General features: G+C 73.8%; 15 protein-coding genes and 1 riboswitch. Of the genes, 12 read left to right on the top strand and 3 right to left on the bottom strand.

The annotated features are described in order from the left end of the window. The first annotated feature begins 566 nt into the window (after positions 1-566). The 7 genes from AC07D6_RS11720 to AC07D6_RS11690 all read left to right on the top strand — a co-directional run bounded on the left by AC07D6_RS11720 (position 567) and on the right by AC07D6_RS11690 (position 11390). The gene (locus tag AC07D6_RS11720; protein ID WP_479043513.1) at positions 567-2036 is read left to right on the top strand and encodes a DUF4192 domain-containing protein; all 1470 of its coding nucleotides are present in this window, start codon (positions 567-569) and stop codon (positions 2034-2036) included. A 115-nt stretch (positions 2037-2151) separates the two neighbouring features. Continuing rightward, positions 2152-4218: a glycogen debranching N-terminal domain-containing protein gene (locus AC07D6_RS11715; RefSeq protein WP_479043511.1), complete on the top strand. Its 2067-nt coding sequence runs from the start codon at positions 2152-2154 to the stop codon at positions 4216-4218. A gap of 133 nt (positions 4219-4351) precedes the next feature. After that, positions 4352-5119, top strand: a complete 768-nt coding sequence (locus AC07D6_RS11710) for an NUDIX hydrolase (protein WP_479043509.1) — start codon at positions 4352-4354, stop codon at positions 5117-5119. Positions 5120-5253: 134 nt separating this feature from the next. Further along, entirely contained in the window at positions 5254-7251 is a 1998-nt protein-coding gene (locus tag AC07D6_RS11705) for an ABC transporter ATP-binding protein (RefSeq protein WP_479043508.1), read from the top strand. A gap of 170 nt (positions 7252-7421) precedes the next feature. Next, complete coding sequence (locus AC07D6_RS11700) at positions 7422-8309, top strand: FadR/GntR family transcriptional regulator (RefSeq protein WP_479043507.1); 888 nt, start codon at positions 7422-7424, stop codon at positions 8307-8309. 546 nt (positions 8310-8855) lie between these two features. After that, on the top strand, positions 8856-10409 hold the full coding sequence (locus AC07D6_RS11695) for an RNA polymerase sigma factor (protein ID WP_479043506.1): 1554 nt from the start codon (positions 8856-8858) through the stop codon (positions 10407-10409). A gap of 150 nt (positions 10410-10559) precedes the next feature. After that, the gene (locus AC07D6_RS11690; RefSeq protein ID WP_315878842.1) at positions 10560-11390 is read left to right on the top strand and encodes a S1 family serine peptidase; all 831 of its coding nucleotides are present in this window, start codon (positions 10560-10562) and stop codon (positions 11388-11390) included. Positions 11391-11635: 245 nt separating this feature from the next. Here the strand turns inward: AC07D6_RS11690 and AC07D6_RS11685 are convergent, their stop codons facing one another. Further along, positions 11636-11866, bottom strand: coding sequence for a DUF7455 domain-containing protein (locus AC07D6_RS11685; RefSeq protein ID WP_479043505.1), 231 nt, complete (start codon positions 11864-11866; stop codon positions 11636-11638). 437 nt (positions 11867-12303) lie between these two features. Between AC07D6_RS11685 and AC07D6_RS11680 the strand changes: the two genes are divergently transcribed. Next, the gene (locus AC07D6_RS11680; RefSeq protein WP_315878841.1) at positions 12304-14421 is read left to right on the top strand and encodes a DNA gyrase/topoisomerase IV subunit B; all 2118 of its coding nucleotides are present in this window, start codon (positions 12304-12306) and stop codon (positions 14419-14421) included. A gap of 362 nt (positions 14422-14783) precedes the next feature. Here the strand turns inward: AC07D6_RS11680 and AC07D6_RS11675 are convergent, their stop codons facing one another. Then, positions 14784-16400, bottom strand: a complete 1617-nt coding sequence (locus tag AC07D6_RS11675; RefSeq protein WP_479043504.1) for a sensor histidine kinase — start codon at positions 16398-16400, stop codon at positions 14784-14786. Positions 16401-16567: 167 nt separating this feature from the next. On the opposite strand from AC07D6_RS11675, the gene AC07D6_RS11670 reads away from it, so the two are divergent. Further along, the gene (locus tag AC07D6_RS11670) at positions 16568-17737 is read left to right on the top strand and encodes a CobW family GTP-binding protein (RefSeq protein WP_479043503.1); all 1170 of its coding nucleotides are present in this window, start codon (positions 16568-16570) and stop codon (positions 17735-17737) included. Between the two features lie 58 nt (positions 17738-17795). On the opposite strand, the gene AC07D6_RS11665 is transcribed toward AC07D6_RS11670, so the two are convergent. After that, the gene (locus tag AC07D6_RS11665) at positions 17796-20249 is read right to left on the bottom strand and encodes a DNA gyrase/topoisomerase IV subunit A (protein ID WP_479043501.1); all 2454 of its coding nucleotides are present in this window, start codon (positions 20247-20249) and stop codon (positions 17796-17798) included. 187 nt (positions 20250-20436) lie between these two features. On the opposite strand from AC07D6_RS11665, the gene AC07D6_RS11660 reads away from it, so the two are divergent. The 3 genes from AC07D6_RS11660 (at position 20437) to AC07D6_RS11650 (ending at position 24327) form a co-directional block, all read left to right on the top strand. Then, complete coding sequence (locus AC07D6_RS11660; protein ID WP_315878867.1) at positions 20437-21786, top strand: M16 family metallopeptidase; 1350 nt, start codon at positions 20437-20439, stop codon at positions 21784-21786. Positions 21787-21812: 26 nt separating this feature from the next. Then, positions 21813-23180: a M16 family metallopeptidase gene (locus AC07D6_RS11655; protein WP_315878866.1), complete on the top strand. Its 1368-nt coding sequence runs from the start codon at positions 21813-21815 to the stop codon at positions 23178-23180. A gap of 200 nt (positions 23181-23380) precedes the next feature. After that, a riboswitch (cyclic di-AMP (ydaO/yuaA leader) is annotated at positions 23381-23543 on the top strand. 13 nt (positions 23544-23556) lie between these two features. Next, complete coding sequence (locus AC07D6_RS11650) at positions 23557-24327, top strand: M23 family metallopeptidase (RefSeq protein ID WP_315878838.1); 771 nt, start codon at positions 23557-23559, stop codon at positions 24325-24327. Positions 24328-24371 lie beyond the last annotated feature (44 nt).

Here is a 24371-nt window from a genome sequence, read left to right as displayed (position 1 = left end):
GGCGGTCTCGTACGGCCCTCCCGTGGGCCCCGCCGCGGGGACGTTCCGTGCTCGGCTCAGCAGGGGCGCGGAACGGGCCGGACGGGCGCGCGCCGTCGCGCTCGGGGACGGCCGACGACGCTCAGGACCGTCCGGCGATGTCACGGGACGATCGGAGACGCTACGGGGCGAGCGGATCACGGCCCCCGGTTCGTGCCCCGAGCCCGCGTCCAGGACGGGTACCGCCCGCCACGCGCTCCGGCTTGCCGGGTCCTCGGGCGCGTGCGCGACGACGACGTGGCGGTGGGGTGCCATGACCAGCCACCTGTCGGGGAGGGCGGCCACGTACGCCCGGTGCGCGGACCGGGGGACACGCCGTCGCCCCGAGGGGGTAGGCCACCAGCCGTGGAGGCTCCGGGTCCTCGGCCAGGAACACCGCCGCGGGCCGCGGGTCCCGGTCGTTCGTGTGCTTCATACCCCACAGGGAACAACAGGGCACCGACAACGGGCGAACGGGCCGCCGCACCTGTGGACAACGGTTATCCACAGGGGTCGACGGATCGGTGGGAGGGCGGGACCGTCGAGCCATGAACGCACACAACGACCCCACCGGTCCCCAGAGCGCCTCCGCGTCCGGCGGCGCGCTGCCCGTCAGCACCACGGGGTTCACCGACGAACCCCGGATCACCCTGCGCGGCCCCGCCGAACTGGCCGACGCGCTTCCCTACACACTCGGCTTCCATCCGACCGACTCCGTGGTTCTGCTCGCCCTGCACGGCGAGCGCGGCCGCTTCGGCGGGCGGCTCAGGCTGGGCATCCCGAGCTCGCCCCGCGAATGGGCGCCCGTCGCCGAGCAGCTCGCCGAGTGCCTCGTCGAGGGGTGCGAGCGACGCGGCGCCCGCCCGGACGGCGTCGTCGTCTTCCTCTGCCAGGACCCCGCCGAGGGCGAGAGCGGCAGAAGGGTGATGGAGCGGCTGCGGCCCTTCGCCCAGAAGCTGCGCACGGCGTGCGGAGCCCTCGACGTCCCCGTGTACGAGGCGCTGTGCCTCTCCGACGGCAGGTTCTGGTCGTACTGCTGCCCCGACAGCGACTGCTGCCCGCCCGACGGCACCGCCCTCGCCCCGCCCGGCACCTCGGTCATGGCGGCGGCCGCCGCCTACGCCGGCATCCACGTCCGCGGCTCGCTGCGCGACATGGAGGCCAGGCTCAGGCCCCGCACGGCCCGCGCCACCGTGGCCGAGCAGGAGCGCGCACTGGACACCGCCAGCGCCGCACTCGTCCGCCGCATCCTCGACACCGAGGCGCGCAAGGACGTACGGGACGACACGATCCGGCTGGCGCGGCGGCTCGTCGACCGGCTCGCCGAGCATCCGCCCCTCGCCGACCAGGACACCTCGGACACCAGGGACGACGCGCTGATCACCCACGAGGAGGCCGCCGAACTGATCGTCGGCCTGCAGGACCGCCGCACCCGGGACCGCGCCGCCGAGTGGATGGAAGGTTCCGAGGCGGACCACGCGCTCCGCCTCTGGCGCGCCCTGGCCCGCCGCTGCGTCGGCGTCTACGGCGAACACGCCGCCGCGCCCCTCACCCTCGCCGGATGGGTCTCCTGGTCGACCGCCGACGAGCCCGCCGCCCGTGTCGCGTTGGGCCTGGCGCTCGAAGCCGACCCCGAGTACGTCTTCGCCCGGCTGCTGCACCAGGCGTGCAACGAGCAACTGGACCCGGAGACGCTCCGCGAGTGCCTGCGCGGCGAGCGCGACGCCCGTACGAAGGCCGAGGCCCGGCGCGGGTCCGGTACGCGGCCGGCCGGGCGGGGAACGGGAGCGCGCGGGGTACGGCGCCGGCTGCGCGCCCGGGTCGGCAGGCCCCGGGGCACCGCTCAGGGCGCCCCGGCCACGGGCCCCGGCCCCGTCCGCCCCGCCGATGCGGCCGGCCCCGGCACCGGGACGCGCGCGGACCGGCGCACCGGCCTCCGGGAGCCGTGCGGCACGCGTGAGGGCGGCCCGTCCGGCGCCGCGGAAGCGGACGGGAGCGATCGGGGGAGCGCCCGATGACAGCCGTGACCCCCGCCCCGGTACGGCCGTTCACGAGGGTGGCGGAGTCGCCCGACCCGTGCCGCCGTACCTCCAGCGGCTGTCCGGAGCGCACAGAAGGCTCAGCAGACGACCCATGGACCCCACCGTCCCCACCCCGGCCTCCCACCAGGCCGCGTCCGCACCCGGCCGGGCCCCCCGGGAGCGGACTCGGCACCCCTCCGCCGCCGGCCACGTCCCCCCGCCCGGCGGACGCCCCGGCGAACTGCCGCCCGTGCACCACGCCCTCGTCTGCGTCGCCCTCCCCGGACTGGCCGTCTCGGCCGGACACGGCCAGCTCACCGGGCAGGGCCTGGAAGGCGTCTACCAGTCCGGGCGCCGTCTGCTCTCCCGCTGCCGGCTACGGGTCTTCGGCCACGACCCGCTCACGGTCCAGGGCCGGCTCGCCTCGGCCGGCCGGGCCCGGTTCGTCGCCGTCGTCCGCACCCCGGCCGACCCCGGCCCCGACCCGGGTGTCGCCGTCGAACGCTCACGGGACGCCGACGGCTCCGAACGGATCACGCTGCGCAACACGACGGCCCACCCGCTCCGCCTCCCCGTGGAGCTGTCCCTCGGCACGGACCTCGCCGCGCTCGGCGCCGTCGTCTCCGGCCGGCCCGGGCCCGAGCTCCCGGCCACCGTCCACGGCTCGGGACTCCACTGGACGGCACCCGACGGCACCCGGGCCGCCGTCACGGCCGACCCCCCGCCCCAGGACGCCCTCGCGTCGGCCGGACTCCTGCGCTGGGAGCTGGACGTCGCCCCCGGCGCCGCCCGCACCATCGCCCTGTCCGTCCGCGGGGGACGCCCCCTCAGGCCGGCGGGCCGCGCCGGTGGCCCGCACCTCCCGGACGCCCGCGCCGAAGCCGACGACCCGCGGGTCGGAAAGTTCCTCAAGACCGCCCTCGACGACCTGCGCGGCCTGCTCGTCCGCGACCCCGCACACCCGTCCGACCTCCACCTGGCGGCGGGCGTGCCGTGGCGGACGGGTCCCGCACCGGCCGAGGCCCTCTGGGCCGCCCGTATGCTCCTCCCCCTCGGGACCCGGCTCGCCGCCGACACCTTGCGCGGTGTCGCCCGCTCGCTGGAGGCCGGACCCGGAGCGGCCGGGCACGTCCCCGGGCCGCTCCGCGACGCGGGCCCCCACCTGCCGCCCGCCTGCACCGGTGTGGAGGCCACCCTCGCCTTTCCGGCCGTACTCGCCGAGGCCCGCCTCTGGGGGCTTCCCGAGCAGGACCTCGCGGCGCTGCTGCCCACCGCCGAGCGCTGCCTTGACTGGCTGCGCACCGCCGTGGACGACGAGGGGCTGGTGGCCGAGCCCGGCCCCGACGGCCCCGTCCGGCGCGCCGAGACGCAGGCCCACGGCCACCGGGCCGCCCTGCTCGGTGCCGAGCTCCTGGAGGCGTGCGACCGGCCCGGCGCCGACGAGTGGCGCGACCGGGCGCGGGCCATGCGGCGCCGGTTCCGGCAGGACTTCTGGCTGGACGACCCCGCGGGCGGCCGGCCCGCGGCCGCCCTCACCGCGGACGGCCGACGCCTGCCGCACCTGGGCGGTGCCATGGCACACCTGCTCGACACCGGTCTGCTCGGAGCCGGCCGCCACGCCGACGGGCTGCTCGATGAGGTGCGGGCCGAGCAGGTGGCCAGACTGCTCGGCAGCCCGGCGCTGGACACCGGCTGGGGCCTGCGCAGCCTCGGCGCCAAGGAGCTCGGGCACAATCCGTTCGGGCACCGGGCCGGGGCGGTCCGCGTCCACGAGACGGCCGTCGCCGTGTCGGGGCTCGCCGCCATCGGGCGGGAGAAGGAAGCGTCCGGGTTGCTGCGCGGTCTGCTGGACGCCGCGGACGCCTTCGCGTACCGGCTGCCCGAGATGTACGCGGGGGTGCAGCGGACCGAGGACGGCGTTCCGGTGCCGCACCCCTCGGCGTGCCGCCCCGCCGCCGTGGCCGCGGCCGCCGCCGTCCACGTCCTCACCGCTCTCGTGGGCATCCGCCCCGACGCCCCGGCCCGCACGGTCGCGCTGCACCCGGTACGCTGCGCCCCCTTGGGGGCGGTCCGGCTCTCCGGGCTCAGCGTCGCGGGGCAGCCGTTCGCGGCGCGCGTGAGCAGGCTGGGCCTCGGCATGGTCGAGGAGGCCGCCGACGGACTTCAGTTGGGGGTGTGACCACATGCGGACCGCTGCCGGGGAGCGGGCGGAGGGACGAGCGGACGGGCGAACGGGCGGAAACGCGCCGGACGCCGAGGCCGGGGGTCGCGGCGAGCGTGTTTATCGTCAGGAAGACGACTATGATCGCGGCATGTCCCCCTACGACCCTTCGGCCTATCCGCCCTTCGCCGTGACCGTCGACCTGGTCGTCCTCACCGTGCGCCGCCACGCCCTGTGCGCACTGGTCGTCCGGCGCGGAGAGCCGCCGTTCCAGGGCCGCTGGGCGCTGCCCGGGGGATTCGTACGGGCCGACGAGGACCTCGGCGCCGCCGCGGCGCGGGAGCTGGCCGAGGAGACCGGGCTGTGCGCGCACGACCCGGGGGACCCGACGCCCGCGCCCGGTGCCGGCGCCCATCTGGAGCAGCTCGCCACCTACGGCGACCCGGAACGGGATCCCCGCATGCGGGTCGTCAGCGTCGCGCACCTCGCCCTCGCGCCCGATCTGCCCGCGCCCCGGCCGGGCGGCGACGCCAACAGCGTCCGCTGGGCGCCCGTCGAGGAACTGCTCAGCCCCGATGCGGGCTTCGGTGGCGACGAGCCGCCCCTGCCGCTCGCGTTCGACCACGCGCGGATCCTCGCGGACGGCGTCGAGCGCGCCCGCTCCAAGATCGAGTACTCCTCGCTGGCCACGGCCTTCTGTCCGCCGGAGTTCACGGTCGGCGAGTTGCGGCGGGTGTACGAGGCGGTGTGGGGCGTGGCGCTCGACCCGCGCAACTTCCACCGGAAGGTGACCGGGACGCCGGGTTTCCTGGTGCCCGCAGGCGGCACCACCACCCGCCAGGGCGGCCGTCCGGCGCAGCTGTTCCGTGCGGGCGGTGCCACGCTGCTCAATCCGCCGATGCTCCGCCCCGAAGTCTGAGGCACCTCCCGCGGGTGGCACCGGGATCCGGCGCCCCGCGGCCCCCACCCTGCACGGAAAGTCCGAAATGCCGGGTTATCGTGCTGCGGTACCCGCCCTGCCGCCGAGCGGTCTCACCTACCGCGAGAGAAGCGATGCTCCAGGCAATCGGACTCACCAGTACGCCGCGCCGGAACCGCCCACCCGCCGTGGACGACCTCACCTTCGAGGCGAGGCCCGGGCAGGTCACCGCCCTCCTCGGCCCCGCCGGAGCGGGCAAGACCACCGCCCTGCGCCTGATGCTCGGCCTCGAACGGGGCCGGGGCGTCACCTACTTCCGCGGCCGGCCCCTCCGCCGCGTCGCCCACCCGCCGCGCGAGGTCGGCGCCCTCCTCGGCGACGTGCCCGGGCACCCCGCGCGCACCGTGCGCGGCCAGCTCAGGATGGTCTGCGCCGTCGCGGGCGTCCCCGCATCCCGCGCCGACGACCTGATCCACACCGTCGGCCTCGAAGAGTTCGCCGACCAGCGGCTCGGCGCCCTCTCCCGCGGCGTGGACCGCCGACTCGGCATCGCCGCGGCCCTGTTGGGCGACCCGCACGCGCTGGTCCTGGACGAGCCGGCCGCCGGGCTCCCGCCCCACGAGGCCGCCTGGCTGTACGGCGTGCTGCGCGCCCATGCCGCCCGGGGCGGCACCGTCCTGTACACCACCGCCGACCCCAAGGCGGCCGCCCGCACCGCCGACCGCGTCGTCGCCATCCGGGCCGGGCGCCTCGTCGCCGACCAGGACGCCGCCGCCTTCGCCCGTACGCGGCTCCGCCCCCGCGTCGCCGTCCGCACTCCGCACGCCGCCCGCCTCGCCGCGCAGCTCATCCGCGAGGCCCGGGCCGCCCGCCGCTCCGTCGAGGCCGTCACCGAGCGGGGCAACCGGCTGTACGTGTACGGCAGCGACTGCGCCGAAGTCGGCGAGACCGCCTTCCGCCACGGCATCCTCCTCCACCGCCTCGCCGAGGAGACCGGCCCCGGCCCCGAGCCGGAACCCGCCACCGACCTCCAGCCCGCCGACCTCCAGCCCACTGAGCCGCACCACTCCGGGCTCCAGCCTTCCGAGTTCTGGTCCACCGGGCCGCAGCTCTTCGACTCCCAGTCCACCGGACCGCAGTCCACCGGGCCCCAGCTCCCCGAACCCCGGCCCACCGAACCGCAGCAGCCCACCGGACCCCAGCCCACCGGACCGCAGCAGCCCGTCGAACCCCGGACCACCGAACCCCGGCCCACCGAACCGCAGGCGGCCGGCGCCGGGCTCCGGGCCGCCGTCCGCGCCACCCCGGGCCACCCCACCCCCGCCCCCCGCGCGGCACGGCGGCGCGGTGGGAGACGGCGCCGGGGGCCGCTGCGGCCCTTCCGCTACGAGCTGCGGCGCCTCACGGGAGTGCCCTCGACGGCGATCGCGCTCGGCGGCGCCGTCGCCTGCTCCGCCGTGCTCGCCGTCCTGCTGGGACGCCACGCCGCCACGCCGCCGCCCGTCGCCGTCGCCGCCTGGCCGGAGCTGCTGCCACTGCCGCCCGCCGCGCTCGGGGCCGGACTCGTCGGTGCCTTCTCGTTCGGCGACGAGTACCGCCATCCCGTGCTCCCCGCCTCCCCGGGTGCCACCCCCCGCCAGCTCGGCCTGGTGCTGGCCAAGCTCGTCGTCACGGCCGCCACCGCGCTGCTGCTCGCCGTCGCCGTGGCCGTCGTCGACCTGGAGGCGCTGCGACTCGTCTACGGTGGTTCGTTGATCCCCGTTCCGGGCAACTGGCCGACTCTGTGCGTCAGTTGGATCGCCCTCGTCGTCGGATGCGCCTGGGCCGGTCTGCTGGCGGCCGGGGTGTTCCGGGCCGCCGCCGCGGGGATCGCCGCCGTCCTCGCCGTACCCGTGGTCATCGCGCCGGTCGTCGAGGACGCGCTCCTCGGCCCGGCCGTCCGCACCGTCGCCGGGCTGCCCGCCCGCCTGCGCGAAATGGCCTGGCCCCGCTGGCCCCACGAGGCGGACCGCTGGCTCGACGGCGCCTTGCGCGTCGTGGCCCAACCCGTCGGTGTGGCGCTGGCCTTGTCCCTGGCCGTGCTCCTCTGCGCGTTTCTGTTCATGGGACTACGGCACGACACTCGCTGGTGACTGGTTGTCAACCGTGGGGCGGTGGTTGTGCGTCAATCGGTCACAAGCCCTTGGAATTTGCCCGCTTCCTTCCGATAAGGCGTCAATTGCGGTGTGGGCGCCGATCACCCTTTCGTGTGCTTTTCACCAAAGACCTCAAGAGGTTCGGAAACGGCGCCGACAAAGGATGCGTGAGTACCCTTGCGCACACCATGATGACCGCCGCCCGCGCCGCCGAGGCCGGCCTCCCCGCCCCGGGCGGTCTCGACCGCTACCCGTACGGGGAGGCCCCCACGGCCGATCGCGTCGGCCCCCCTGCCTGGGACGCCGGTGAAACGGAGTTGGGCCGGATGGGCCGCCGGTCGACGAGCAACCGCGGCCGCGGACTCCACGGCCAACTCGTCCAGCAACTCGGCCAGATGATCGTCTCCGGCGACCTCGGCGCCGACCGCCCGCTCGTCCCCGAGGAGATCGGCCAGCGCTTCGAGGTCTCCCGCACCGTCGTGCGCGAGTCCCTCCGCGTCCTGGAGGCCAAGGGCCTCGTCAGCGCGCGCCCCAACGTCGGCACGCGGGTCCGCCCGGTCAGCGACTGGAACCTCCTGGATCCCGACATCATCGAATGGCGCGCCTTCGGGCCGCAGCGCGACGACCAGCGCCGCGAGCTCGCCGAGCTCCGCTGGACCATCGAGCCCCTCGCCGCCTGCCTCGCCGCCGGCCACGGGCGCGAGGACGCCCAGCAGCGCCTCGCCGACATGGTCGAGATCATGGGCCACGCCCTGGCCCAGGGTGACGCCCTCACCTTCTCCCGCGCCGACACCGAGTTCCACTCCCTCCTCATCCAGCTCGCCGGCAACCGCATGCTGGAGCACCTCTCCGGCATCGTCTCCGCCGCGCTCCAGGTCTCCGGCGCCCCGGCGATCAGCTGTGACCGCCCCGGCGATTCCTGCCTCGCCCACCACGCCCACATCGTCGAGGCCCTCGCCACCGGCGACGGCCCCGCCGCCGAGGCCGCCATGCGGCAGCTCCTCACCATCCAGCCCGATGTGGAACGGGTCGTCCCCGCTCCGCGCGAGCACTGACCGCGGACCGTGCCCGAGGGCCGCGCGCCGTGGAGCACGGAATCCGAGGCCGTACGGAACGCGGAGGCGCCGCACCCCACCGGCGTACCCAGACCGGGGTACCCGGACCCACCGGGGCACCCGGGCCACCGGGGCGCCCGGATCCGGTCCGGCCCCGGGACCCGGCGGCACGGCCCGACCGGCGCCGCTCAGCGGTACGGTCCGGCGGCGCCGCCCAGCGGTGCGGCCCGGCGGTGCGGTCCGGGCGGCGGGGCGACGGCGGACGCGGTGGCGCGGACGCGCTTGAGATGGGAAAGTCCATCTTTGCCCCTGTTCTCACCGCTTTGCGGTGTGACCCGGGCCACGTGGATTGGGCGTAACGCTCCTCGAAGCACGGCGATGACCTAAGAGGTGACAGCCGAAGAGGGAATACAGCCGCCGTCCACGGCGCTGTGCACCTCCGAGGTTCAGCCCGCGTCGTCGGCTCATTCCCCGCCGGCGGTCGTCGGCTCCGGTCCGATCATGGGCGGGGCCGGAAGCCGTTTCCATCGTTCCGAGAGGTTGTTCGTGTCGGCCAGCACATCCCGTACGCTCCCGCCGGAGATCGCCGAGTCCGAGTCTGTGATGGCGCTCATCGAGCGGGGAAAGGCTGATGGGCAGATCGCGGGCGATGACGTGCGTCGGGCCTTCGAGGCTGACCAGATCCCGCCAACCCAGTGGAAGAATGTTCTGCGCAGCCTCAATCAGATCCTCGAGGAAGAGGGTGTGACGCTGATGGTCAGTGCAGCGGAGTCGCCGAAGCGCGCCCGCAAGAGCGTCGCAGCGAAGAGCCCGGCAAAGCGCACCGCCACCAAGACCGTCACCGCCAGGACGACCGCGACGAGGACGGCCGCGGCTTCCCCGGCGGTCCCGGCGGCCCAGAGCGCGGACGCTCCGGCCGACGAGGCCGGCGCCCCCGCCAAGAAGGCCGCCGCGAAGAAGACGGCCGCGGTGAAGAAGACGGCCGCGAAGAAGACCGCGGCCAAGAAGACCACGGCCAAGAAGACGACCACCAAGAAGGACGCCGACGAGCTCCTCGAGGGCGAGGAACTGCTCGACGACGTCGCGGTCGTCAAGGGCGAGGAGGAAGAGGCCGAGGGCGAGGCCAAGGGCTTCGTCCTGTCCGACGAGGACGAGGACGACGCGCCGGCCCAGCAGGTCGCCGTCGCCGGTGCCACCGCCGACCCGGTCAAGGACTACCTGAAGCAGATCGGCAAGGTTCCCCTGCTCAACGCCGAGCAGGAGGTCGAGCTCGCCAAGCGCATCGAGGCCGGCCTGTTCGCCGAGGACAAGCTGGCGAACGCCGACAAGCTGGCCCCCAAGCTCAAGCGCGAGCTGGAGATCATCGCCGAGGACGGCCGCCGCGCCAAGAACCACCTGCTGGAGGCCAACCTCCGCCTGGTCGTCTCCCTCGCCAAGCGCTACACCGGCCGCGGCATGCTGTTCCTGGACCTGATCCAGGAGGGCAACCTCGGTCTGATCCGCGCCGTCGAGAAGTTCGACTACACCAAGGGCTACAAGTTCTCCACGTACGCCACGTGGTGGATCCGCCAGGCGATCACCCGCGCCATGGCCGACCAGGCCCGCACCATCCGCATCCCGGTGCACATGGTCGAGGTCATCAACAAGCTCGCGCGCGTCCAGCGCCAGATGCTCCAGGACCTGGGCCGCGAGCCCACCCCGGAGGAGCTGGCCAAGGAGCTCGACATGACCCCCGAGAAGGTCATCGAGGTCCAGAAGTACGGCCGCGAGCCGATCTCGCTGCACACCCCGCTCGGCGAGGACGGCGACAGCGAGTTCGGCGACCTGATCGAGGACTCCGAGGCGGTCGTGCCGGCCGACGCGGTGAGCTTCACGCTCCTGCAGGAGCAGCTGCACTCCGTCCTCGACACGCTCTCCGAGCGCGAGGCGGGCGTCGTCTCCATGCGCTTCGGCCTCACCGACGGCCAGCCGAAGACGCTGGACGAGATCGGCAAGGTCTACGGCGTGACCCGTGAGCGGATCCGCCAGATCGAGTCCAAGACCATGTCGAAGCTGCGTCACCCCTCGCGCTCGCAGGTCCTTCGGGACTACCTCGACTGAGCGAAGCTCGAACGCATTTGCCCGTATACAGCACCCCGGAGGGCCCGGTTCCATCAAAGGAGCCGGGCCCTCCGGCGTTGCGGAGATGCGGCCGATCCCCGCGTGATTGACGCTGAGTAAGCGATATGCACCCCTGAGTCAGGAGGCCGAATGCGCGGTACGCGTCATCCCATCAGCAGGAAGCGGGCGGCCCTCGTGGCCCTGGCCGCCGCGGCGGCCGTCGCGCCACTCGTCGCGCCCGCTCCGGCGGCGGCCGACAGCGGGGTCGTCGGCGGGCGGACGGCGAACGCGCCCGACACCCCGTGGGTCGTGGCGCTCTCCAGCCGTGACCGGTTCGGACGTATGCGGTCGGGCCAGTTCTGCGGGGGCGTCGCCATCGCCCCGACGAAGGTGGCGACCGCCGCGCACTGCCTGCGGGAGGACGTGCTGGGCGTACGGCCCGAGGAACTGCGGGACCTCAAGGTCATCGCCGGTCGCAGCGACCTCGGCGGGAGCGGCGGGCACGAGGTCGCCGTCAAGGAGATGTGGATCAATCCCGCGTACGACGCGGGGACCAACGCGGGCGACGCCGCCGTACTGACGCTGGCCCGGCCGCTGCCGCGCGGTTACGCGATCCCGGTGGCGCCCGCCGGCGACTCCGCGTACGCCCCGGGTACGAACGCGACCGTGTACGGGTGGGGGGACACCACGGGCATGGGGACGTACGCGGACGTGCTGCACGCCGCCGATGTGTCCGTCCTGCCCGACGAGGACTGCGCCCGCGCCTATCCGGCGGGGCTGGGCAAGCCCCGCTACCTCCCCGCCACGATGCTGTGCGCCGGCACGCGGGAAGGCGGGCGGGACGCCTGCCAGGGCGACAGCGGCGGCCCGCTGATCGCGCGGGGCAAGCTCATCGGCCTGGTGTCCTGGGGCAGCGGCTGCGGGCTGGCGGGAAGCCCCGGCGTCTACACCCGGGTCTCGGCGGTGCTTCCCCGGTCGTGACCACCACGTCGCCGCCCGTGCGCACTCCCGCCCGGCGCGAGCCCGGCCGGTGCGGTGGAGGGCGGCCGTACGACACGGGGGGCACTCGTACGACGGAGGGCGGCACCCCGCCGTCACACGGGGTGCCGCCCTCCGCCGTACGGCTGCGCGTACGGGAAACGGCGGGCGGCCGGGACCCCGCGGTGACGGGGGCGGCCGCCCGATGGCCGGTCCTGGACCGGTTCGCTCGTCGTGGATTGCGCGTGTCAGCGGTCCTCGTCGGCTGCTCCGGCCGGCGCCGTGGTGAGCCGGTCCGTCTCATCCTGTATCTCCGCGGCGATCTTCTTCAGTTCCGGCTCGAACTTGCGGCCGTGGTGGGCGCAGAAGAGCAGTTCGCCACCGCTGGTCAGCACGACGCGCAGATATGCCTGGGCGCCGCAGCGATCGCAGCGGTCGGCGGCCGTCAGCGGGCTCGCGGGGGTCAGAACAGTAGTCACGTCGCCTCTTCTCTAGCTCGACGAGCTGTCGTACCAGGGTCAACATCCAACCAGGCCGAAAACGTTCCCGCTCGCGGCTTTTCCTCGAAACTTTTTCCAAGTGGCTGTCTGCTGCCGGTTGGCGGCGAATGAGCCGTATTGCTGTGTAGCTGTGCGTTACGGGTTTCGCGTTGCTTGTGTCGTATGTCCCCCCGGCTGGGTTGCCGGTTGTTCAGGAGGACGTGCCCGGAGCCTAAATGGTTCATGCCTGGAAGGGAACGTGATGTCCACGTCACCCGGCGGAGTGATCGAACATCTATGCGACGCTGGACTAGCATGGCTCTTCCCGAGGGTGGCGTTACAACCGCTCTACCTGGGCTCTGTACGCTCGGACCGGCACAGAAGCCGACCCCTCACCCCCATGGGCAAGATCTCAAATTCAGCGAGGAGCGAACCGCGTGACCGCCGAGACGTCCGTTCCGTCCAGTGCGCTGCTGACCGCAGACCGTGACGGTTCCAACTACACCGCGCGGCACCTGCTCGTACTCGAGGGGCTCGAAGCGGTTCGGAAGCGCCCCGGCATGTACATCGGGTCCACCGACAGCCGTGGCCTGATGCACTGCCTCTGGGAGATCATCGACAACTCGGTCGACGAGGCCCTCGGCGGCTACTGCGACCACATCGAGGTCGTCCTCCACGACGACGGCTCCGTGGAGGTCCAGGACAACGGCCGCGGCATCCCCGTCGACGTCGAGCCCAAGACCGGCCTGTCCGGCGTCGAGGTCGTCATGACCAAGCTCCACGCCGGCGGCAAGTTCGGCGGTGGCTCGTACGCGGCCTCCGGCGGCCTCCACGGCGTGGGCGCCTCCGTGGTGAACGCGCTGTCGGCCCGCCTGGACGTGGAGGTCGACCGGAACGGCGCCACGCACGCGATCAGCTTCCGCCGCGGCGTCCCCGGCGTCTTCACCGAGTCCGGGCCCGACGCCCCCTTCGACCCGGCCAACGGCCTGCGCAAGGCCAAGCGCGTCCCGAAGACCCGCACGGGCACGCGGGTGCGGTACTGGGCGGACCGGCAGATCTTCCTCAAGGACGCCAAGCTCTCCCTGGAGACGCTGCACCAGCGCGCCCGGCAGACCGCGTTCCTCGTCCCCGGCCTGACCATCGTCGTCCGCGACGACCGCGACCTGGACGGCGTCGGCAAGAGCCAGGAGATCTTCCGCTTCGACGGCGGCATCAGCGAGTTCTGCGAGTTCCTCGCCCCGGACAAGCCGGTCTGCGACGTGCTCCGCCTCACCGGCCAGGGCACGTTCAAGGAGACCGTCCCGGTCCTCGACGAACGCGGCCACATGACGCCCACCGAGGTCACCCGCGAACTCGGCGTCGACGTGGCGCTGCGCTGGGGCACGGGGTACGACGCGACGGTCAAGTCGTTCGTCAACATCATCGCCACGCCCAAGGGCGGCACCCACGTCACCGGCTTCGAGCGCGCGGTCACCAAGACCGTCAACGAGGCCCTGCGCGCCGCGAAGCTGCTGCGCGTCGCCGAGGACGACATCGTCAAGGACGACGCCCTGGAGGGCCTCACCGCCGTCGTGACCGTCCGGCTGGCCGAGCCGCAGTTCGAGGGCCAGACCAAGGAGGTCCTCGGCACGTCCGCCGCGAACCGGATCGTCGCCAACGTCGTCGCCAAGGAGCTGAAGGCGTTCCTGACGTCCACCAAGCGCGACGCCAAGGCCCAGGCCCGCGCCGTGTTGGAGAAGGCCGTCGCCGCCGCCCGTACGCGCGTCGCGGCCCGGCAGCACAAGGAGGCCCAGCGGCGCAAGACCGCCCTGGAGACCTCGTCCCTGCCGGCCAAGCTCGCCGACTGCCGCAGCGACGACGTCGAGCGCAGCGAGCTGTTCATCGTCGAGGGCGACTCCGCGCTCGGTACGGCGAAGCTCGCCCGGAACAGCGAGTTCCAGGCGCTCCTGCCGATTCGCGGCAAGATCCTCAACGTCCAGAAGTCGTCCGTGTCGGACATGCTGAAGAACGCCGAGTGCGGCGCGATCATCCAGGTCATAGGGGCCGGGTCCGGCCGGACCTTCGACATCGACGCCGCCCGTTACGGCAAGATCGTCCTCCTCGTCGACGCCGACGTGGACGGCGCGCACATCCGCTGCCTGCTGCTCACCCTGTTCCAGCGGTACATGCGCCCCATGGTCGAGGCCGGCCGCGTCTTCGCCGCGGTGCCGCCGCTGCACCGCATCGAGCTCGTCCAGCCGAAGCGGGGCCAGGACAAGTACGTGTACACGTACTCGGACAACGAGCTGCGGCAGACACTGCTGGAGTTCCAGCGCAAGGGCATCCGGTACAAGGACTCCATCCAGCGCTACAAGGGCCTCGGCGAGATGGACGCCGACCAGCTGGCGGAGACCACCATGGACCCGCGCCACCGCACGCTGCGCCGGATCAACATCGGCGACCTGGATGCGGCGGAGCAGGTCTTCGACCTGCTGATGGGCAACGACGTGGCGCCCCGCAAGGAGTTCATCACCAGCTCGGCGGCGACGCTGGACCGCTCGCGCATCGACGCCTGAGCCCCGCGCCCCCGCGTGGGGCACGCGCGCCCGGGCCCCGGCCGGAACGTGTTCCGGCCGGGGCCCTCGGCCGCGGGGCCACCCGGCGGGGGTGAAGCCCCCGGCGAAGGGGCCTTCGCCCGCGCCGGCGCCACGGCCCCGCCGAGGGGCCCCACCGGGTCCCTCCACCGGGGGGCTGTCCCCGCCCGTGGAGAACGGCTCCGCTCCCGGCGACCACCTCCACCTGCTCGCCCTGCCCGCCGCCCCCTCGCCCTCCTCCGCGTCCGGGGCTGATTGCGCAGAGGCTGCGACGGCACGCCGTGCGCGGAGGCGGAGGTACGGGCCCGACCGGCCCGCCGCGCACCCCCGGTGCGCGCCCGCGCTCAGTGCCGGGCGCCGCCCGGGCCCACCGGGTCCCCGTCGGGCGCGGGGACCGGCGGCGGCTCCGTCAGGGCCTCCGGGAGGACCACCGTGAACTCGGCGCCGCCGTTCGCCGCCGTGCCCACCTCGACCCGGCCGCCGTGCCGCTCCGCGAGGCGGCGGACCAGGGGCAGGCCCAGGCCGCGTCCCGCACCGTGGGACGGGCGGCGCTTGGTCGTCCAACCCTCGGTGAACACCGCCTCCCGCTGCTCCGCCGGTACGCCGGGCCCGCTGTCCGCGACCCGCAGCACCGCCGTACGGCCCCGCACGCCCAGCTCCACCTCGACGGCGGCGTCCCGCGAGCCGGCCGCCGCGTCCACGGCGTTGTCGACCAGGTTGCCCACCACCGTGACCAGCTCGCTCGGCGCGACCAGCCGGTCCGGCAGCAGCGAACCGGGCGCGATCCGCAGGGCCACGCCCCGCTCCGCGGCCACCGTCGCCTTCCCCACCAGCAACGCCGCCACCAGCGGGTCGTGCACCTTCTCCGCGACCTGCTCGGCGGTCGTGCGGTGCACCCCCACGACCTCGGTGAGGTACTCCACCGCCTCCTCGTGCAGCTCCAGCTGGAGCAGCCCCAGGAGGGTGTGCATCCGGTTGGCGTGCTCGTGGTCCTGCGCCCGCAGCGCGTCGATCAGCCCGCGCGTCGCGTCCAGTTCGCGCCCGAGCCGTTCCAGCTCCGTACGGTCCCGCAGGGTCACCACCGCACCACCGTCGTGCGTCGGCATCCGGTTGGCGACCAGCACGCGCCGGCCGTGCACGGTCACCAGGTCCGCGCCCCTGACCCGCCCAGCCAGCACGTCCGCCGTCCGCCCGCCGCCCAGCACCTCGTCCAGCGGCCGTCCCGTGACCCGGGGCCCCAGCTCCAGCAGCCGCTGCGCCTCGTCGTTGACCAGCCGGACGCGCCCCGCCCCGTCCAGCGCCACCACGCCCTCGCGGATGCCGTGCAGCATCGCCTCCCGCTCCGCCAGCAGGGCCGCGATGTCGGAGAACGCGAGGTCGCGCGTCTGCCGCTGGATGCGCCGGGAGATCAGCCACGCGGCCAGCGCGCCCGCCGCCAGTGCCCCGCCCGCGTACGCGAGCAGCCCGGGGATCGCCGCCAGGAACCGGGCGCGCACGCTGTCGTACGCGATGCCGACGGACACCGCGCCGACGATCCTCCCGTCGCCGTCGCGCAGCGGCACCTTGCCGCGCGCCGACCGCCCCAGCGTGCCGTTGTCGATCTCCAGCACGTCCCGGCCCGCGAGCGCTCCGCTCGGGTCGGTCGACACCACCCCGCCGATCCTGGCCGGGTTCGGGTGTGACCAGCGCACCCCGCGCACGTCCATCACGACGACGTACTCGGAGCCCGTCGCCCGCCGGATGCGCTCCGCCTCCGCCTGTACGGGGCCGTCCGGCGCCGGGCGGGAGGCCAGCAGGTCGCCGGCCAACCGGGACGACGCCGTGGTCTGTGCGACGGCCAGGGCCCGCCGCATCGCCTGGTCGTCCAGCTGCCCGCTCAGCGGCGCCAGGAACAGACCCGTGACCAGCACCGTCACCCCGGCCGCCACCGCCACCTGGATCAGCAGCAACTGCGAGAACATCCGCCTCGGCCACCCCAGGGACGGCCACGGCCGCCGGCCGGTCGTACGGCCACCGGGGGCGGAAGCGGTGGAAGGGGCGGAAACCGGTCTCATGGCCGGAAACGGTAGACGCCCCCGCCTATCCTGAGGAACCCCGACCGTCGGCCGCCCCACGAGAAAGGTGCCTCTTGAGCGCGCAGCAGATTCCCGTCGTCGTCCTCGCGGGTTTCCTCGGTTCCGGCAAGACCACCCTGCTCAACCACCTCCTGCGCACCGCCCGGGGCACCCGCGTCGGCGTGCTGGTCAACGACTTCGGGTCCATCGAGATCGACGCCATGACGGTCGCCGGCCAGGTCGGCTCGACGGTCTCCCTCGGGAACGGCTGCCTGTGCTGCGCCGTCGACGCCAGCGAGCTCGACACCTACCTGGAGGACCTCACCCGCCCCGCGGCCCGGCTCGACGTCATCGTCATCGAGGCCAGCGGCCTGGCCGAGCCGCAGGAACTGGTGCGGATGGTCCTCGCCAGCGACAACGAGCGGATCGTGTACGGCGGGCTCGTCGAGGTCGTCGACGCCGCCGAGTTCGACGCGACGCGCGCCCGCCACCCCGAGACGGACCGGCACCTCGGCATCGCCGACCTCGTCGTCGTCAACAAGGCCGACCGCGTACCGGAGGACGAACTGCGGCGCGTGCGGGACGCCGTCACGGGGCTCGCGGGCCGCGCCGCGGTGGTCACGGCGGCGTACGGGCGCGTCGACCCGGAACTGCTCTTCGACCGGGCCGCCCGCGCCGACGACACGGCCGGCGCCCGGCAGCTGTCCTTCGAGGACCTGTACGCCGACGCGTACGAGCGCGACCACCACGACCACCCGCACGCCGCCTACGAGACCGTGTCGTTCACGGCCGGGGAACCGCTGCACCCGCGCCGCCTCATGGACTTCCTCGACTCACGGCCCGAAGGGCTGTACCGGATCAAGGGGTTCGTCGACTTCGGCGCCGCCGACCCGGACAACCGGTACGCCGTGCACGCCGTCGGCCGCTTCCTGCGGTTCTACCCGGAGCCCTGGCCGCCCGGCGGGCAGCGGCTCACCCAGCTCGTCCTCATCGGCTCCGGCACGGACGGGGAGGCCCTGCTCCGGGCGCTCGACGGCTGCCGGGTGGCGGGCCCGCACGACACGCCGGAGGACCACGCCCTGTGGGGCGTCCTGCGGTACGTCCCCGACCCGCGCGAGGAGGCCGAACCGGAACCCGACCCGGACGGCACCACGGCGTACGGCACCGACCCGGACGACACCGCCGCGTACGGCACCGACCCGTACGACGCCGCCGCGTACGGTGAGGCGGCCGACCGCGCCTGACGGGCCGCGGGGGCGCGCCCACCACCCGGCGGGCCCGCCCCGCGCGCGTCGCGTCCCGCTACGCCGGCGGGCCCGCCAGCACCGCCACCGGCTTGACCAGCGGCGTACCCGACCCGTCCCGGCGCGGATCCGGGTCCGGCAGCTCCACGGGCGCGCCGTTCTTCTGGGCCGCCATGGCCGGCGCACCGCCCGCCCAGGCCAGCACCAGCACGTCCTCGCCCTTCAGGAACCGGTGGCAGCGCACACCGCCCGTGGCCCGGCCCTTGCGGGGGAACTGGTCGAACGGCGTCAGCTTCGCCGACGTACCGACGGAGGCGTCCAACTGGCCCGTGGCGCCCGCGACCGTGAACACGACCGCGTCGGACGCCGGGTCGACGGCGGTGAACGAGATCACCTCGGCGCCCGCCGACAGCTTGACGCCCGCCACACCGCCCGCCGGGCGGCCCTGCGGGCGCACCTGGGACGCCGGGTAGCGCAGCAGCTGCGCGTCGGACGTGATGAAGACCAGGTCCTCCTCGCCCGTCCGCAGCTCCGCCGCGCCGACGATCCGGTCGCCCTCCTTGAGCGTGATGACTTCCAGCTCGTCCTTGTTCGCCGGATAGTCGGGCACCACCCGCTTCACGACGCCCTGCAGCGTGCCCAGCGCGAGGCCCGGCGACGACTCGTCGAGCGTCGTCAGGCAGACGACCTCCTCGTCCTTCTCCAGCGTCAGGAACTCCGACAGCGGCGCCCCGCCCGACAGGTTCGGCGCCGCCGCCGTGTCCGGCAGCTGCGGCAGGTCGATCACCGAGATGCGCAGCAGCCGCCCCGCGGACGTCACCGCGCCGACCGTGCCGCGCTGCGTCGCCGCGACCGCCGACACGACCACGTCGTGCTTGGCGCGCTTCCCGCCGCTCTCCGGCAGCGGGTCGCCGCTCGCCGTACGGGCCAGCAGCCCCGTCGAGGACAGCAGCACCCGGCACGGGTCGTCGGCGACCTCCAGCGGCACCGCGGCGGCCGGGGAACCGGCCGACTCCAGCAGCACCGTGCGCCGCTCGGTGCCGAACTTCTTCGCCACCGTGGCCAGCTCGGACGACACGAGCTTGCGCAGCTCGGCGTCCGACTCCAGGATCTTCGTCAGCTCCTCGATCTCGCTGTTCAGCCGGTCCCGCTCGCCCTCCAGCTCCAGCCGGTCGAACTTGGTGAGCCGCCGCAGCGGCGTGTCCAGGATGTACTGGGTCTGGATGTCGCTCAGGGAGAACCGCTCGATCAGCCGCTCCTTGGCCTGCGCCGAGTTCTCACTCGACCGGATCAGCCGGATCACCTCGTCGATGTCGACGAGGGCCACCAGCAGGCCCTCCACCAGGTGGAGCCGGTCCCGCTTCTTGCCGCGCCGGAACTCGCTGCGCCGCCGCACCACCTCGAAGCGGTGGTCGAGGTAGACCTCCAGCAGCTCCTTCAGGCCCAGCGTGACCGGCTGGCCGTCCACCAGCGCCACGTTGTTGATGCCGAAGGACTCCTCCATCGGCGTCAGCTTGTACAGCTGCTCCAGCACCGCCTCGGGCACGAAGCCGTTCTTGACCTCGATGACCAGGCGCAGGCCGTGCTCCCGGTCCGTGAGGTCCTTGACGTCCGCGATGCCCTGGAGCTTCTTCGCGCCGACCAGGTCCTTGATCTTGGCGATGACCTTCTCGGGGCCGACCGCGAACGGCAGCTCCGTGACGACCAGGCCCTTGCGGCGCGCCGTCACGTTCTCCACCGCCACCGTCGCGCGGATCTTGAACGTGCCGCGGCCGGACTCGTACGCGTCCCTGATGCCGGACAGGCCGACGATCCGGCCGCCGGTCGGCAGGTCCGGGCCGGGGACGAACCGCATGAGCGTCTCGAGGTCGGCGCCCGGGTGCCTGATCAGGTGCCGGGCGGCCGCGACGACCTCGCCCAGGTTGTGCGGGGGCATGTTGGTGGCCATACCGACCGCGATGCCCGACGCGCCGTTGACCAGCAGGTTCGGGAAGGCGGCCGGGAGGGCGGCCGGCTCGCGCTCCTGCCCGTCGTAGTTCGGCACGAAGTCGACGGTGTCCTCGTCGATCGACTCCGTCATCAGGGACGTCGCGTCGGCCATCCGGCACTCCGTGTACCGCATGGCGGCCGGCGGGTCGTCGTTGCCCAGCGAGCCGAAGTTGCCGTGGCCGTCGACCAGCGGCAGGCGCATCGAGAAGGGCTGCGCCATGCGCACCAGCGCGTCGTAGATCGACGCGTCGCCGTGCGGGTGGAGCTTGCCCATCACCTCGCCGACGACGCGGGCGCACTTCACGAACCCGCGCTCGGGGCGCAGGCCCATCTCGTTCATCTGGTACACGATCCGGCGGTGCACCGGTTTCATGCCGTCCCGCGCGTCGGGCAGGGCTCGGGAGTAGATCACCGAGTACGCGTACTCGAGGAAGGAGCCCTGCATCTCGTCGACGACGTCGATGTCGAGGATCCGCTCCTCGAAGTCGTCGGGCGGCGGGGTCTTCGTGCTGCGGCGGGCCATCGCTGCTGCGGCTCCTTCACCAACAAGGTTGATCTGACGCCGACCATTGTGGACCGTCCCACTGACAGGACCGACCGCGACCCGGAAGAGGGACGCCGCAGCTTGCCGGGAACTTCGCAGGGCGCCGGTGCGCTTGCATACAGTGGCAGGACTTTTCCATGACGCGATCGAAGGGACGTACATGCCCATGGGTCACACGGCCACAGCCCAGGCCGGCTCCGGCGGCCTGACAGCGACCGAGCACCGGCTGGCCAACGGCCTGCGCGTGGTGCTCTCGGAGGACCACCTGACCCCGGTCGCCGCGGTGTGCCTCTGGTACGACGTCGGCTCCCGCCACGAGGTCAAGGGCCGCACCGGCCTCGCCCACCTCTTCGAGCACCTGATGTTCCAGGGCTCCCAGCAGGTCCGGGGCAACGGCCACTTCGAGCTGGTGCAGGGTGCCGGCGGCTCCCTCAACGGCACCACGAGCTTCGAGCGCACCAACTACTTCGAGACCATGCCCGCCCACCAGCTGGAGCTCGCCCTCTGGCTGGAGGCCGACCGCATGGGATCCCTCCTCGCCGCCCTCGACGACGAGTCGATGGAGAACCAGCGGGACGTCGTCAAGAACGAGCGCCGCCAGCGCTACGACAACGTGCCGTACGGCACGGCGTTCGAGAAGCTGACCGCCCTCGTCTTCCCGGACGGGCACCCCTACCACCACACGCCGATCGGTTCCATGGCGGACCTGGACGCGGCCACGCTGGAGGACGCCCGGGACTTCTTCCGCACGTACTACGCGCCGAACAACGCCGTCCTGTCCGTCGTCGGCGACATCGACCCCGAGCAGACGCTCGCCTGGGTCGAGAAGTACTTCGGCTCCATCCCGTCCCACGACGGCAAGCCCGCGCCGCGCGACGGGACGCTCCCGGACGTCATCGGCGAGCAGCTCCGCGAGGTCGTCGAGGAGGACGTCCCGGCCCGCGCCCTGATGGCCGCCTACCGCCTCCCGGCCGACGGCACGCGCGCGTGCGACGCCGCCGACATCGCCCTCACCGTCCTCGGCGGCGGCGAGTCGTCCCGGCTGCACAACCGGCTGGTCCGGCGCGACCGCACCGCCGTGGCCGCCGGCTTCGGGATGCTGCGGCTGGCCGGCGCGCCCTCGATGGGGTGGCTGGACGTGAAGACCTCCGCCGGGGTCGAGGTGCCGGACATCGAGGCCGCCGTCGACGAGGAGCTGGCCCGGTTCGCCGCCGAGGGGCCCACCGCCGAGGAGATGGAGCGCGCCCAGGCCCAACTGGAGCGCGAGTGGCTGGACCGGCTGGGCACGGTCGCGGGCCGCGCCGACGAGCTGTGCCGGTTCGCCGTCCTGTTCGGCGACCCGCAGCTCGCCCTCACGGCCGTCCAGCGGGTCCTGGACGTCACCGCCGACGAGGTGCGCGAGGTCGCGGCAGAGCGGCTGCGCCCGGACAACCGCGCGGTCCTCGTCTACGAACCCACCAAGGCCGACGACGGCGACCGGACCGACAGCGACGAGGAAGAGGGGGCGGACCAGTGAGCGACGCTGCCGTGTCTCTGACGACCATGGAGTTCCACCCGCGGCCGAAGCCGGGCACGCCCCGCGTGTGGGCCTTCCCCGCTCCCGAGCGGGGCGAGCTGGGCAACGGCCTGACGGTGCTGCGCTGCCACCGCCCCGGCCAGCAGGTCGTCGCCGTCGAGATCGTCCTCGACGCCCCGCTGGACGCCGAGCCGGAGGGCCTCGACGGCGTCGCCACCATCATGGCGCGCGCCCTGTCGGAGGGCACGGACAAACACACCGCCGAGGAGTTCGCCGCCGAGCTGGAGCGGTGCGGCGCCACCCTGGACGCGCACGCGGACCACCCCGCCGTGCGGGTCTCCCTGGAGGTGCCGGCCTCCCGGCTGCACAAGGCCCTCGGGCTCCTCTCCGACGCGCTGCGGGCGCCGGCCTTCGCGGACGACGAGATCGACCGCCTCGTCCGCAACCGCCTCGACGAGATCCCGCACGAGACGGCCAACCCCGCCCGCCGCGCCGCCAAGCAGCTCTCCGCCGAGCTGTTCCCGGCCTCCTCGCGCATGTCCCGGCCCCGCCAGGGCACGGAGGAGACCGTCGCCCGGATCGACTCCGCGGCCGTACGGGCCTTCTACGAGGCCCACGTCCGCCCCGCGTCGGCCACCGCGGTCGTCGTCGGCGACCTGACCGGCATCGACCTGGACGCGCTCCTCGACGACACGCTCGGCGCGTGGACGGGCGGCGCGCCCCGCCCGCGCACGGCGTCGCCCGTCACCGCCGACGACACCGGTCGCGTCGTCATCGTGGACCGGCCGGGCGCCGTGCAGACGCAGCTCCTCATCGGCCGCGTCGGTCCCGACCGGCACGACAGCGTGTGGCCCGCGCAGGTCGTCGGCACGTACTGCCTGGGCGGCACGCTCACCTCCCGCCTGGACCGCGTCCTGCGCGAGGAGAAGGGCTACACGTACGGCGTGCGGGCCTTCGGGCAGGTCCTGCGGTCCCTGCCGGACGGCACGGGCGCGGCGATGCTCGCCATCAGCGGCTCCGTCGACACGCCCAACACCGGCCCGGCGCTGGACGACCTGTGGAAGGTGCTGCGCACCCTCGCGGCGGAGGGGCTCACCGACGCCGAGCGCGACGCCGCCGTGCACAACCTGGTGGGCGTGGCCCCGCTCAAGTACGAGACGGCGGCGTCCGTCGCCGGCACCCTCGCCGACCAGGTCGAGCAGCACCTGCCGGACGACTTCCAGGCACGGCTGTACCGGCTCCTGGACGCGACGGGCACGGTGGAGGCGACGGCGGCCGTCGTCAGCGCCTTCCCGCCGGACCGCCTCGTCACCGTCCTCGTCGGGGACGCGGCGCAGATCAAGGCGCCGGTGGAGGCGCTGGGCATCGGCGAAGTGACCGTCGTCACCGGCTGATTGACGAGGCGGAACCCCGTCGTCCACCCGGACGGCGGGGTTCCGTTCTCGCTCGGACTTATGTCCGTTTTGTTGGAGAGGTTGGGTGTCTGTTCTGTGGCGTGCGCTACAAAAAAGCGTGTCTGTTTGGTGATTGAAAGATCAGCCGCATAGCGTCTTAGGCGCTGTCCGCCCCCCGTACCCGCCGCACCCGCGGCACCGGGCAGCGATCGCCGAATCCCCGTCGGGCGTGAGCCCGGGGAGCCGGGGACCCATGTCCCCTGGGGTGAATCGGACGCCTTCGCCACCGCGCGGAGGGGTCCGTAGGAGACCTTCCTGCTCCGAACCCGTCAGCTAACCCGGTAGGCGAGAGGGAAGGAAAGGACACGTTCCCTTCATGGCGTTCACCCGTTCCACCGGGAAGCACCGTGCCCCGAGCCGAGTGAGCCGCAGGAGCGCCCACGTCGCCGGCGCCGCCGCCCTCGCCACCTCCGGCGTCATCGGAACCCTCGCCTCCCCGGCGTTCGCCGCGGACGCGGAGCGCGCCTCCCTGGAGGACACCGGCCTCAACCAGGCCATCGCCGGCTACGAGCTGGCCGACGAGGTCGAGGACCAGGCCGCCGCCCAGGAGCTGGCCGCCGAGGTGGCCGAGCGCCAGGCGCAGGCCGAAGCGGCGGCCGAACGCCAGGCCGAGGCCCGGGTCCAGGCCGCCCGCGAGGCCCAGGAGCGCGCCTCCCGCGAGGCCGAGCGCAAGCGCCTCAACTCCTTCCAGCTCCCCGTGGCCGGCTCGTACGTCTCCACCCCCTACCGGGCGGGCGGCTCGCTGTGGTCCTCCGGCAGCCACTCGGGCGTCGACTTCCACGCCCCGTACGGCTCCGCCGTCGTCTCCGTGGGCCTCGGCACGGTCGTCGAGGCCGGCTGGGGCGGCGCGTACGGCAACAACGTGGTGATCCGGATGCACGACGGCACCTACACGCAGTACGGCCACCTCGCCTCGATCGGCGTCGCGGTCGGCCAGACGGTCATGCCGGGCCAGCAGATCGGCATCTCCGGCTCGACCGGCAACTCCACGGGCCCCCACCTCCACTTCGAGGCCCGCACCTCCGCCGAGTACGGCTCCGACGTCGACCCGGTCTCCTACCTCCGGGCGCGCGGCGTCGACGTCTGACCCGCCCCGCTCCGCGAAGGCCCCGGCTCGGTCACCGAGCCGGG

The organism is Streptomyces sp. NPDC045287 (genome assembly GCF_056432325.1).
This window is presented reverse-complemented; position numbering and strand designations above follow the sequence as displayed.